This window comes from Butyrivibrio proteoclasticus P6B7, assembly GCF_000622085.1.
Taxonomy (GTDB): Bacteria; Bacillota; Clostridia; order Lachnospirales; family Lachnospiraceae; genus Butyrivibrio; species Butyrivibrio proteoclasticus_A.
In genome coordinates, this window is the sequence record NZ_JHWL01000044.1 from 1 (window position 1) to 12,763 (window position 12,763).

Sequence of the window (12,763 nt, forward strand, 5' to 3'; positions counted from 1 at the left end):
CTCCTGCCACATGGTGTTATAGGTCATACGTGTGACACGACCATCTTCATCAGTGAAAGCTGCAACTTTACCGATCTCGTTGTACTGCCATGTCTTCTTAGTGCCATCCGGATTAACTGTCTCTGTAAGAAGACCTGCCTTGTTGTAGGTATGTCTTGTGACATTACCCATAGGATCTGTTACTGAAGTGATGTTGCCCTCTGCATCATAGGTATAGCTTGTAACATTGCCCTCACTATCAATGGACTTAACGGCTCTTCCAAGAGCGTCGTATTCATAAGTTGTAATCCTACCTGAAGGCTCTGTAATGGTCTTTACGTTGCCGTTCTCATCATAGGTATACTTTGTCTTTTTACCAAAACCGTTTCTTGTAGAAACAAGTTTTCCTTCTACATAGTCGTACTTAGTTCTGTTACCTTCTGGGTCTTTAACACAATAAAGATTCCCCTCAAGGTCATAGCTGTACTTATACTTATGACCCTCAGAGTCTTTCTTGGAAGTCATGTGACCTTCAGTGTCGTAAGAGAATGTCTCACGAAGGCCTTCAGGTCCCATAATGCTAAGCACACGGCCTCTGTGATCATAAACATATCTTGTAACAAAACCATTCTTGTCTGTTACTGTAGTTTTCTGGTTCTTGTCGTTATAAGTGAACTTCTCCTCGATAACATAAGTATCTGATTCCAAGGTTTCGTCCATACTCATCTGACCTGGTCTGATACCCACATATCTTGTGCCAACATGTCTTCCAAGTTCATCAGAAAGATACTGAACTTTACAACCATTCTGCTCTGTTGCAGTTGTGATGTGGTTCTCATCATCATACTCATAAGACATCTCACCACCATCTGGGAATGACTGGTGGATGACACGTCTCTTGGAATCGTATTCATTTTCAAGGGCTACAACGCCGTCTGGACTCTTAACACTGGAGATAAGACCCTGATCATTGTAAGTATAGACTCTGGATGATCCATTAGGATATGTTACTGACTTAAGGAGATAGATTTTTTCACATGTATCGGATCCAGCACCGTCGCCAGTCTCTGCATTAACTTTGTTTACTGACTTAAGCTCATATTCAAAAGCACACTTTCTTCCAGCATGGTCTTCAATCTCAGCAAGAATGCCATCTTCGTTATATCTAAGTGTAAGGCTTGTTCCATCCTTAGTCTCAACCTTTACAGGAACCGCCATGGAAGCTGAAGCCACATCAATAACCGTATAATCCACCCTTGTATGCTGTCCGTTGTTATCACCCCTAGCCACAAGGAATCCATCAAGGTCATACTCATCATATGAACTGTCATCTCTTGTGATTACGCACCCAGTGGCAGTCTCCCTCAGCACGCCTTCTTCACCGTGAACTTCAAAGTAAACCTCTTCATTTTTCACCTTAGTCTTGGCAAAGATAAGCTCTCTTCCATCAAAGGTAGCCAGTCTGATATCGCCATCTGCATCTTTACGAAGACGCCCATCAAAAACGCAGCTCCATCCCATTCCAAGGATGCCGCTGTTCTCACTCTGGGCATTATAAAAACGCCTGAAAGCAATAGGGAATCTTCCAGGAACTGTAATGTCTGTTCTGTCGTTGATGTAGTTACCGTTGTTCATGTTGACAGGATCATACTTGATGACCTGGCACTTTTCAAGGCACCCCTTAAGGTAGAGCCCGAAATCCTTCATGTACTTCAGGATCTTCTGGCGCATCTCGTCGCTCATAAGATCTTTTACGTCAGTCCATTTAACGTTCTGGAAGGTCTCGTCGTACCTGGTTATGTCAAAAGAGCCGTCTCCCAAAGCCGCATTAACGTTCTTAAGATTTTCAAGAAGCTGTGGGCAGATAGCCATGAAATCACTGCCTGTAAAGTCATCGCTATGCTCATCTATAAATTCAAGGAACTTTTTCTCAAACTTCTGCACAAAGCCGTCTTCACTCTCAACAGACACAAAGGCTTCCAATGAATTCTTTGTTGGCTCCGGGTTTGGCTCAGTGAACTTAGTGTATGTAAGGAAAGAGCATCCAGCGATTGCTTCCTGACAAGCTTCCCTGGCAGCCTTTATAGTATCTGAAGCCTCTCTGAAACCGTTGTTGTATTCCGTATAATCCTTGATAATCTTATCAAGATGCTGACTCTTAACGATTGCATTCTCATTTGCATCAACCTTCTCATTAAAGTCATCCAAAAGAGAGATTTCATCTGAAAGCTTACTTCCCTCCATCATGCCGTGAAGGTGCTCAATCGAATAGATTGCCTCTTCAACTGCCTGGAGCTGTCTTTCGCTTACAAAGGACTTGGCGGACTCAGCCTCTGGTCCTCTGTGCTCTCCATCATTAACGAAATCATTAAGCGCAATACTTACTTCATTTATACTATCTTCAAATGTATCATAGATCTTTCCACACTCAGCGAAATAGTCCGCGATCTTCTTGTGGTTCCACTCTATTACATCCCCCTCTGAATACCCTTTTCCTGCTCCTGTTTCTGACACTACCGTGTCCTCCTTGACCAATTACTGTTTTTCATGGTGTTAAAAAGAGAGCAATAGCGCCAGCTCTATATATAATTGACACTCCCCAGTGCCAACAAAAAATATTTCACCCAACAAAAAACGCAAGACTAATTTTACACCGTTCTGTAAAAATAATTCAATATTTCTTAAAATTATTCGCCATATTTCTCTATTTTCACCAAATAGTAAAAATAAAACTATACATTTTTTACGAATCGTAATAATGTATAGCTTTCTATGAAATAATACCAAAGCCATCAATAACTACAACTATGTAAGTATGCCCCACACAATGCTGAAAATCATCGATTTCTCGAAATTTCAACAAAGATATCCATAAAGCAACCAAATTTGCTCTATAAATCTTTTAATTAATAACTTGCACTTTGTGTTATTATGGTAAAAGAACTCACAACAAATCTAACACTATTCGGAGAACAAAATGTCCAAGATTTCATATATAATTCCAGTTTACAATACAGCGAAGTACCTTCCAGAGTGCATGGAGTCGGTGCTGGGGCAGACATTTGAGGATCTGGAGATTCTCTTAGTTGATGATGGGTCCACAGATGGGGTGAGTCCGGCGCTTTGTGATGAGTATGCCCAGAAGGATTCACGTGTCAGGGTTATTCACAAGGAGAACGGAGGCCTTATGTCCGCATGGATTGAGGGCTCTAAGCAGGCCACATCTGATTATCTGTGTTACCTCGACAGTGACGACTGGGTAGATACTGATATGGCTGAGAAGTTGTACAACTACACTGACAGCTCTTTTAGCGACTGCGAGATCATCTCCAGTAACTACATTGTGGAGAAGGCTGGCGAGCGCCGCAAGGAGACTCAGGCTCTTAAGCCAGGCACCTATATGGAAAAAGAGCTTGATTCTATCCGCGATAATCTCCTTGGCAATGAGGTTCGCCCAGTTACCATGTCCCGCTGCATGAAGCTTATATCAAAGAAGCTCATCCTTGATAACATCAAGTATTGCAATGAAAAGATCCGCATGAGCGAAGACGTGAACATTACTCTTCCATGTCTCTGCGACTGCAAGCGCCTTGTAATTGTGGAAGAAGGATACTTCTACCACTATAGGCTGGTTAAAGGTTCCATTGTCCACGCCTACGACCCAAGGCTTCTTGAGAATCTTGATCTTACTGACAAGACTTTCCGCGGTATTCTTGAGGCCAAAGGAATCTCAAGCGGCAAACTTCAGCTAGATAAGGAATACATCATGATCCTTCTGCTGGTGCTTAAGAATGAGCTTCGCTGCCCAGAAGGCGGCACAGTTAGCAGGGTAAAAGAGATCTTCCTTCGTGAGGACATACGTAAAAAGGTGACAACTACTCCTGTAGTCATCACCTCTAAAGCTAACAAGCTCCTTTATTCCTGCATCAAGAATCCTAACCCGGTTCTTATAACCTTTGCTAAGCTGGTCATCAACGCTTACGACAAGAAGACCAACTGATGCAGCCAACCGCCCATCACGACAATTTATTTGCCGACAAGCGTCCATCACGACAACTACCCTGAAGTCGCATTGGGGCCAATCTCAATTTCCGAAAACTTTATCTCGTAGTTTACGTCCAGTTGGCGTTGTGGCAAGTCCACCGCCAGCTGTTTCTTTTAATGAGGCAGGAAGCGCGTCTCCTACCTCTCTCATGGCATCTATACACTCATCTGCCGGAATCTTGGCGCCAATCCCTGCAAGAGCCATATCTGCGCTGGAATATGCAATCACAAGACCTGAGACATTTCTTTTTACACAAGGAATCTCCACAAGGCCGGCCACTGGGTCACATACAAGACCCATCTGATTGGAAATCGCCATGGCACAGGCATCCGCGCACTGGGAAGGAGTTCCACCCATAAGCTCAACAAGAGCTGCTGCCGCCATAGCTGCTGCACTTCCGCACTCTGCCTGGCATCCGCCCTGGGCTCCCGCAATGCTGGACCTTGCAGCCACCACCATACCTACCGCCCCGGCAGTAAACATGGACATTATGATAGCTCTTTTGTCAAAGCCCCTGTCCTCGTACAAAGATACAAGGCATCCCGGCAGAATTCCGCAGCTTCCGGCCGTTGGCGCAGCCACAATCTTACCCATGGAGGCGTTGCAGCCTGCCACGGACAAAGCCCTGGCAATAGCCTTGGACATCAGGTTTCCGCACAGACCCCCGTCCTTATCAGTCACGTACTGGTTCATCAGGTAGCCCTCGCCGCCAGTAAGGCCTGACATGGACTTCTGGTCCTTCTTCATGCCGTCTTTTACCGACTGCTGCATAACTTCAAAGCTAAGCTCCATCTTCTCATAGAGCTCCAGCTCTGAAACTTCCATGGTCTTAGCCTGATCCTCCAGCACCAGCTGGCTTATCTTTATATTTCTTTTCTCAGCTTCTGTTACAAGCTCTTCGATACTTTCGTACTTGATCATAGTTCTTTTATCTCATCCAAATCTAAATTGTTCAGTATTATCCACATCTATACTGGTTTCCAGCGCTCTTATCCACATCTGCATTCACAGATATTCACACATCACACGCGGCGAATCAGGATCGCGTTCAGCACGTGCTCGATTCCGCGGATCTCCTCCACCAGCTCCTCCGGCGGAGCATTGTCTATCTCGATGGTCATGATGGCCTCTCCGCCCTTCTCCTGCCTGGACAAGCGGAAATTGGAAATGTTAAGCTCTGCATGCTCCCAGTGCATCATGTTGGTGACGCTGGCAATAACGCCAGGCTTGTCCTCGTGCATAACAAGAATCGTGTTGTTCTCGCCGTTGAAGTCCACATCCATGCCATTTATCTGCTTTACCAGGATGTTGCCTCCGCCAATGCTGGCTCCCTGCATCACTCCCTCGCTGCCATCCTCAAGATAGTAGTGAATCCGGGCGGTATTAGGGTGAGCCCCCTTGATATTCTCCTTGTTAAAAGAGTACTCGATTCCCCGCTTGTCCGCGATTTTCAGGGCATCTCTGATCTCCGGCGAATAGCTCTTGTAGCCCATAATCCCCGCCATCAGCGCCCTGTCCGTGCCGTGTCCCTTATAGGTCTGGGCAAAAGAACCAGAGAGTGTAATCTCAACTCTCTTAAGTTTCCTGTCATCTATTAACTTGTTCACAACCCTGCCAAGCCTTACTGCGCCTGCAGTGTGGGAACTTGAAGGCCCGATCATCACCGGCCCTATAATATCAAAAACATTCATATCCTAAACCTCACAGAAGAACAGTATACCACGGCGGCTTTCACACATCCACACAGGTTTTATTGATCTCTTTTATCGTCGCCATGGCGCTTCCATTAATATCTTACCCTATTTTTGTACATGACAAAACCCAAGTTGGGGTGTTCTTGATAAAACCGATTCTGTAGCAAACTCAAGCCCTGATTCTTTATATATTTAATCCCATCTTGAGCGTAATGTGATTTTAGGATGCATCCTACACATCCCAAAATTGAAAACTCATGAATTAAGGATGTGCTCAGCTCATCCCAAATGATAAATGCTATAATTTCAGGATGTGTAATCACCCCAAAAACATTTTCTAACTTTATGGCTCATCACAATTTTCACTAATTTGTTAATCCCAAATAACACAAACAATAAAAAAGGGATGCTTCAAACACATCCCATATAACACAAATTAAAATTTCAAGATGAACATATCTCTCAGCATACAATGCCAAAACCTATTGCTTTCCCAAGTCACCCTTCATATTCCTGATATTCAATACCGTCAATTCCGCACCCCTGCTGCCTCACCCGGGCAATCAGATTCTCATCATACCAGCCACGGTCAAAACTTCCGTCAACATTCCTTCTGACATTGATGTCCAGTCCCAGCATGATTTCCTTTGTACTCTTAGCAATAAAGGTTACCCCAGCATCAGACTGCTCATCAAATAGATGCAGTACCACCTGCTGCCCAGCCTTCTCCTTATCCAGAACATAGGCCATGAGCTCTTCTTCACTGATACTCTTCTCTGTCCACTCGTAGAGATCATCATCCTCTGGGACATATTCTACATTCCCATCATTATTGGCCCATTTCCATCCAGCCCTGTTAAAAAGAGCTATCACCTCTCCGATACTTTCTGAAGTTCTTTCACAATCTATTAAAAAATATGCTTCCTTAGCCATTTTAATTCTCCACACTATGCTATACACATTATTCAGAATAATTCTAGTATCTATCAATCATTCAGATAGATATATCCAGCATTCCAACAAGTATTTATTATTAGTTCTTTACATCACAATTATCAAGAATCCAGTCTCTGCCATGTTCTAAGAGTTCTTTTAACTGTTTTTCATCCGCGGTACTAACAGAATAGACCGGCGAATCCCAGTTATAGTCCCTAACCACAAGAATCTTATAACTGCCTGTGCCCTCATACCAGCCCATATCAAGAATCACACTTCCCGGAAACTCCACCTGTAGCATGTCTTCTTGCCTATAATCAGCATCCGTGGTCATCCATGTAATTTTCCCAGGTGCAAAATCTATTTTCATCCAACTTAAATCATTCATAAGTATCTTGAGCCCCACAAATTTGTTTTCATTATCATATCACATGTGCAAACCAAGAAAGCATGTTGCTTGCAACATGCTCGCGCCAAGCGCGGTTGCATTTATGCAGCATTTACCTATCGCGCGATGTGCAGATCACTTGGCGAGGTTTTTTCGAGCCTAGTGAAATGTCATACACAGTAGTGCGCATCCATAGCGGAGCGTTTTTTATGATATAGGAATTTCGGAGAAATTTCCTATATCACAAAAAAGAGAGCCGCGCGCCGCAGCTCTTCTCCACAAAAACTCAAATCATTTCTCATTCTTCCCAGACATGGCCGCCAGCACCCTTAGCACCGCAAAGCACACACCAGCCATCACCACAAAGAATCCCACTGCAAACCTCACAGCAGCCACCTGGTCTGCGCCTCTCACCGCCAGGAATAACACCACTGAAAATACAAAGGCACAAACTACACTGATCATTAAATCTCTTTTAACCGTATTCTGGCCCTTCCTTGGATACTCAAAGGCCCCAGCCTTCACCGCTGCGTTATAGATGACACCTCTCCCGACTCGCAGCAAGTCCGGATTCGGTCGTCACCCTTCTATCACAGAATAAAAAAATCCACCTCGCACTTACACGACACAAAGCGAGAAATGTCGTATTTATGCGATTAGACAAGGTTGTCTAATGAATTAATTCTTCACAATCTCCGCATTTCCAATCTTGATTCTTCCGCGAATCTTCACATCAACATGCTGCGGATATGCATCTCTGTACTTATAGATACTAAGGATAACACCTAAAAAGATATATGCAAGTACAATATTGCTTGCGCCAGCTGAGAAAAACGGCATAAAAGAAGAAGTATAAGGCAGAATCCCCATATTCTCGCACATATTAACAAGTCCGTTCACCAGCAGCACATTCATGCAACCAACGCCCATCACAAGGCCCAGCTGGTTCTTACTTCTAACGGTAAAAAGACATCCCATAATTATCACCGCAAAAACAGAAGCCACAAGGCTTATAACCGCCACCAGACCCAGCTTGTTTGCCAGATAAGTAAGCAGGAACTCGCTGTTACAGTTAGGAAGATTACCAAGCACCTCCTGCCCTGAACCGCCCACCAGATTCACATCAGAATATGAGCGCACAAGCCTTGTCACGTAGCTTGCATCATAATCCATGTACAATATGCCTCTGATTCTCTTAATCTGATAGTCCGCCAGGAGCCCTCCCTTGTAAGCAAGCAAAAGAGCTGTCACAGGCAGCACGGTTACGCAAGCCCAAAGTCCTGCGATAGTTCTTTTCACAGGAATCTTGTACCAGCCTTTAGCCACTGCAATGGTCAGCTGCACAGTCATAGTCAGCACCAGCACAACAGCCACCATCAGCTGGGGCCAGCTAACAACTATCATCACAGGCACCACCATCCAGCAAAGAGCCTTAATAAACGCAAACGCCCCGCCACCGCGGTATTTATACAAAATCGCTCCATACAAAGGCACATACAGCATCACCATCGCAGATGCCAGCACATTGACGCCAGCAAATCTCAAATAGGTGATGGCGCCGTTTAACCTGATCGTAAACACACCTGCAGTCAGCATCACGAACATGACCACCGCAATTACCTTCGCGTACTTGGCAATCCTTGTATAATCAAGCAGATACACCAGCACCATGGCGCCCAGTCCCATCAGCACCTTCAGGTAAAAGATATAACTTCCCAGCGCATGAAGTGCCAAATCCTGGCCCTGCGCCGCATCCTTCACAATAAGCTCATGCACCAAAATACTGGCAATGCCTATCACCACTGCAATGATAACAACTCCCCATGCCATCTGAGGTCTGTGAACACTATCCATGGCAACTCCCACTTCCACAGGATCTCCCATGTCCTCCACAGCTCTTTTCTCCGCAACATCCCTGTCCATGCCCTCTGCCATGTTGGCATCTATCTGATCCTCCATGTGGACCCTGATCTCGTCCTCAATAGCCTTATGAGCCTTCCTAAAGCGCACCTGCTCCAAGAGCCTTTTAATATACTCCTCCATTCCGTCATCCCTCCATTGCTAAAACACTGAACACCGCACCAGAATACTCATTCCACTCCTCGGTCTTGGTCTTAAGAAGCTTCTTGCCCTCCTTGGTAATGCTGTAATACTTCCTGATCTTGCCCAGGTACTCCTGCACATAAACCTTCAGCATCCCCTTTTCCTCAAGCCCATGCAGCAGCGGATACAGCGTCCCTGCCTTCAGCTCAAACACATTCTGGGACCTCTGCCTGAGAGTATCTATCATCTCGTATCCGTACATATCCTTCTCAGACAGGAGCTTTAGCACCAGCATTGTCATACTACCTGTTAAAAGAGCTTTATCAACAGCCATATTTACCTCCTTATATCGACAACCTATATATCGCTTATCTATATACTATATCGATGTCCGATATATGTCAAGACAGCTATTTGTCAACATCTCCTATATCCATACAGAACAAAGAGTCGCTCGCGACTCTTTGCGCGCTGGTGCGCGCAAGCTTCAGCTTGCAAAATTCATCTGCGCACCAGTCGCATCCTTAGCGGAGCGCTTTTTATTCAATAGGAAATCCAAAGGAATTTCCTATTGAATAAAAAAGAACACGCAGCCTCTCAGCTGCGAGCCCATATTCATCTAATCTCTGCAATCCCACTAAACTTGCAGATAACATTAATCGGTAATCTCCGCAATCTCACTACACTTCCCAATCACATCAATCGTTCCATCCGCATTGTACGCAAACTCCGCTACGCACACGCTCCTGTGGAACAGACTTCCCCCAGGCAGCTCACCAGTATGGTAAAAGAGATATGAATGTCCCTTAAAGTCCACGATTCCAGGATGATTGGTAAACACGCCACCCTCCTCAGTCATGAGAACGCCGCCATACTTCCAAGGCCCGGTGGGCGCAGTGGATATGGAATAGGCAAGATGCTCATTCTGCTTACCAACTCCAAAGGCTGCGTAAACCATGTAGTACAAGGAATCTTTCTTGTAAAACCAAGGACCCTCTCCGTAGGAAGTGCCAGTATCATGGCTTCCCTTGGCAAAAGCCTCCTCAGTCATAGGAATCTTGCAGATCCCCACCTCCTCATTATAGGAAACCATGTCCTCATTAAGCAGCACATACCTAAGCTCCGGATTACCAAAGTACAGATACGCCTGCCCATCATCATCAATGAAAACCGTGGGATCAATATCATTCCAGTCCCCCTCGTCCACAAGAGGATGTCCCAGATCTGTATAAGGTCCCTCAGGCTTATCCGCAACGCCCACAGCTATTGCCATTCCGCCATTCTTCTTGTGCACAGGGCAGTACAGATAGAACTTCCCATTCCTCTCGATACACTGTGGCGCCCAGGCCCTGCTATCCGCCCACTCAATATCATCCAGCGAAAAGATGCACCCATGATCCGTCCAATGCACCATATCCTCCGTGGAAAAGCACCTCCAGTCATTCATGGTATAGAAATCATTCACCAGCTCATCCTCGTCATGGGTGGTAAAAAGATATAGCCTGTCCCCATACACCATTGGCGCCGGATCCGCCGTGTAAATGTCCTTAATTATCGGATTTGTCCTACTCTCAAATGTCTTACTCATCATGTCCTTCCTCCATAGTATCATGCTTGCCGCTATGGCCAATGCCACCAAAATCAATATCAGTTTTCGCCTATTTGACACAATACTTCACCTCAATAAATTCAGCTAATGATATTTGCAATATCTGTGTAGCACTTATCAATTTGCTAACAGCCCAGTTTTTCAAGTCTTAATGCACTAGCCATCTGTCAAACATTATACAAATAAAAAAAGCAGCACTCTCTTCACAATTGAAGATATGCTGCTCAAATATTGCGTAATTAAAAAACTTTGATATAGGGACTGTTCTTCTCTCGTCTATCATAGTAACTCTCAAGCTCAGCAATCACCTCATCCCTTCCACGAATCTCCTCGGAATGGCTCATGATCACCCTGTCAAAAGAAATCTCTTTTAACAGCCTGATCTCATCATGCAAAAGAGACACATTATACCCCTTGGCGCTACAGTAGTAGGAATCCCCCAGAATCAGGTACTCATCATTAACCGTCACAAGAAGGCTTCCCTTGGCATGACTGTTAGGCACAGGATAGATCTTGATGTTAACCCCATCCTGAATCTCAACCATCTCGGTAACCACGGTCCCCTTCTTATCCTCCAGCTCCCTATACACAGGCGCCTCCAACACCTTCCTGGTGTGGTCACCAATATACAAATCCTCATCCCTGACCCGGATCCTGGCCAGATTCTTCATATGATCATCATGAAAGTGAGTTATTATAATCTTCTTCCTGTCAAAAGAGCTAACAATATTATATGCCTCATCGCAGCTCCCCACATCAACTATATAGCTATATTCCGCTCCCTTTATCACGTAAACATCCGCAGAAAGCGGATTCTCCGAGCAAGGAAGGAAACTGATCACGTCATTTATGTCTTTCATACTTAAGCTCCAAATTTTAGTCTGAGAATTGCTGTTGTATTTCTTTTATCTGGTCAAAAGAACACCAGGCTTTTCAATTATTTCCCTAGGAATCAAAAGCTTTCCTACATCATGCATCATAGAGGCTGTGCTAATCATTTCTACTTCGTTTTCTGATAATCCACATTTAGCAGCAAGAATTGCTGAATACTCAGAAACTCGTTTGATATGCTGACCAGTCTCACCACTCTTAGCCTCAGAAATCTCTGAGAACTTCTGAATAATATTTCTCTGACTTTCCTTAAGTTCTTCCAAGTACTTTAGCTTTTGTGACTGCTCCTTGTAGGCTTTAAGGCTTAGCTTTGCAAAGGCTGCGTATAGTATAGTAGCAACTATAGCCAGCATGTCTATCCATAGAGTTTGCATGGGCTACTACATAATCCATCTCATTTCGCGTCCAAAAATAAGACGCTGCCAATAATATTGTAATGCATCTAATATCATCTATATATCCTCTATTGTTAACCATTATACATTACATATTAATCAAAAAAAAGAGAAGCAAATCTGCTTCTCTTTACTGCCGGCGACCGGGATCGAACCGGTACGGGTATCACTACCCACGGGATTTTAAGTCCCGGGCGTCTGCCAGTTCCGCCACGCCGGCATTTACCATATTTAGCTTGGTAAAAAATACGCGATATGCACTACACATATCGCGTTAATGGGGCCTACAGGGCTCGAACCTGTGACCCTCTGCTTGTAAGGCAGATGCTCTCCCAGCTGAGCTAAGACCCCATATACTGGGTAATGCTAGTCATTAAAAATGACCGTAGTGGAGCTTCAGGGACTTGAACCCGGGACCGACCGGTTATGAGCCGGTTGCTCTAACCAACTGAGCTAAAGCTCCTGAAAATGACTCCGACGAGAATCGAACTCGTGTTACCGCCGTGAAAGGGCGATGTCTTGACCGCTTGACCACGGAGCCTTATTCGACCATTTCTTTCAGTAACAGTCTCTTCGTCATCAAAGTTCTCTTTGATAAGCTCCCCAAGTTGGACTCGAACCAACGACACTTCGGTTAACAGCCGAATGCTCTACCGACTGAGCTATTGAGGATTATGATAATACACAAAATACCATGCAGTGCATGGTACCTTTTGTACCTTCAAAACCGAACACTGAATATCTAAATCCTATTTCTATACACCTATCTTTTGGATAAGCCCT

At 44.7% G+C, this 12,763-nt stretch carries 12 protein-coding genes and 5 tRNA genes; 1 reads left to right on the forward strand and 16 read right to left on the reverse strand.

The annotated features are described in order from the left end of the window. Nucleotides 1-2,493: DUF6531 domain-containing protein (locus tag T541_RS20030; protein ID WP_034467669.1), on the reverse strand; the 2,493-nt coding region annotated here is incomplete at its 3' end. 463 nt (nucleotides 2,494-2,956) lie between these two features. Between T541_RS20030 and T541_RS20900 the strand changes: the two genes are divergently transcribed. After that, nucleotides 2,957-3,979 carry a glycosyltransferase family 2 protein gene (locus T541_RS20900; RefSeq protein ID WP_051538311.1) on the forward strand — a complete coding sequence of 341 codons (1,023 nt, stop codon included), beginning with the start codon at nucleotides 2,957-2,959 and terminating at the stop codon, nucleotides 3,977-3,979. 84 nt (nucleotides 3,980-4,063) lie between these two features. Here the strand turns inward: T541_RS20900 and sdaAA are convergent, their stop codons facing one another. The 15 genes from sdaAA to T541_RS0116245 all read right to left on the reverse strand — a co-directional run bounded on the left by sdaAA (nucleotide 4,064) and on the right by T541_RS0116245 (nucleotide 12,652). Beyond that, a complete protein-coding gene (gene sdaAA / locus T541_RS0116175) occupies nucleotides 4,064-4,945 on the reverse strand; it encodes an L-serine ammonia-lyase, iron-sulfur-dependent, subunit alpha (protein ID WP_026653641.1) in 882 nt (293 codons plus the stop codon). Between the two features lie 101 nt (nucleotides 4,946-5,046). Next, nucleotides 5,047-5,715 carry an L-serine ammonia-lyase, iron-sulfur-dependent subunit beta gene (gene sdaAB, locus T541_RS0116180; RefSeq protein ID WP_026653642.1) on the reverse strand — a complete coding sequence of 223 codons (669 nt, stop codon included), beginning with the start codon at nucleotides 5,713-5,715 and terminating at the stop codon, nucleotides 5,047-5,049. 501 nt (nucleotides 5,716-6,216) lie between these two features. Next, entirely contained in the window at nucleotides 6,217-6,651 is a 435-nt protein-coding gene (locus T541_RS0116185; protein ID WP_026653643.1) for a hypothetical protein, read from the reverse strand. 100 nt (nucleotides 6,652-6,751) lie between these two features. Continuing rightward, the gene (locus tag T541_RS20040; protein ID WP_051538312.1) at nucleotides 6,752-7,042 is read right to left on the reverse strand and encodes a hypothetical protein; all 291 of its coding nucleotides are present in this window, start codon (nucleotides 7,040-7,042) and stop codon (nucleotides 6,752-6,754) included. Nucleotides 7,043-7,333: 291 nt separating this feature from the next. Beyond that, the gene (locus tag T541_RS0116195) at nucleotides 7,334-7,507 is read right to left on the reverse strand and encodes a hypothetical protein (protein WP_155839556.1); all 174 of its coding nucleotides are present in this window, start codon (nucleotides 7,505-7,507) and stop codon (nucleotides 7,334-7,336) included. A gap of 213 nt (nucleotides 7,508-7,720) precedes the next feature. Further along, a complete protein-coding gene (locus T541_RS20045) occupies nucleotides 7,721-9,085 on the reverse strand; it encodes an FtsW/RodA/SpoVE family cell cycle protein (RefSeq protein WP_051538313.1) in 1,365 nt (454 codons plus the stop codon). A gap of 4 nt (nucleotides 9,086-9,089) precedes the next feature. Then, the gene (locus T541_RS0116205) at nucleotides 9,090-9,419 is read right to left on the reverse strand and encodes a PadR family transcriptional regulator (RefSeq protein ID WP_026653645.1); all 330 of its coding nucleotides are present in this window, start codon (nucleotides 9,417-9,419) and stop codon (nucleotides 9,090-9,092) included. Nucleotides 9,420-9,740: 321 nt separating this feature from the next. Then, on the reverse strand, nucleotides 9,741-10,676 hold the full coding sequence (locus T541_RS20050; RefSeq protein WP_051538314.1) for a glycoside hydrolase family 43 protein: 936 nt from the start codon (nucleotides 10,674-10,676) through the stop codon (nucleotides 9,741-9,743). A 257-nt stretch (nucleotides 10,677-10,933) separates the two neighbouring features. Then, on the reverse strand, nucleotides 10,934-11,554 hold the full coding sequence (locus tag T541_RS0116215) for an MBL fold metallo-hydrolase (RefSeq protein WP_026653646.1): 621 nt from the start codon (nucleotides 11,552-11,554) through the stop codon (nucleotides 10,934-10,936). Nucleotides 11,555-11,599: 45 nt separating this feature from the next. Next, nucleotides 11,600-11,959 carry an HD-GYP domain-containing protein gene (locus tag T541_RS0116220; protein ID WP_155839557.1) on the reverse strand — a complete coding sequence of 120 codons (360 nt, stop codon included), beginning with the start codon at nucleotides 11,957-11,959 and terminating at the stop codon, nucleotides 11,600-11,602. Nucleotides 11,960-12,114: 155 nt separating this feature from the next. Continuing rightward, nucleotides 12,115-12,200, reverse strand: a tRNA-Leu gene (locus T541_RS0116225). A 58-nt stretch (nucleotides 12,201-12,258) separates the two neighbouring features. Further along, nucleotides 12,259-12,331, reverse strand: a tRNA-Val gene (locus tag T541_RS0116230). Nucleotides 12,332-12,369: 38 nt separating this feature from the next. Then, nucleotides 12,370-12,443: transfer RNA gene (locus T541_RS0116235), tRNA-Ile, on the reverse strand. A 6-nt stretch (nucleotides 12,444-12,449) separates the two neighbouring features. Continuing rightward, nucleotides 12,450-12,521: transfer RNA gene (locus T541_RS0116240), tRNA-Glu, on the reverse strand. Nucleotides 12,522-12,579: 58 nt separating this feature from the next. After that, nucleotides 12,580-12,652, reverse strand: a tRNA-Asn gene (locus T541_RS0116245). Nucleotides 12,653-12,763: the final 111 nt, after the last annotated feature.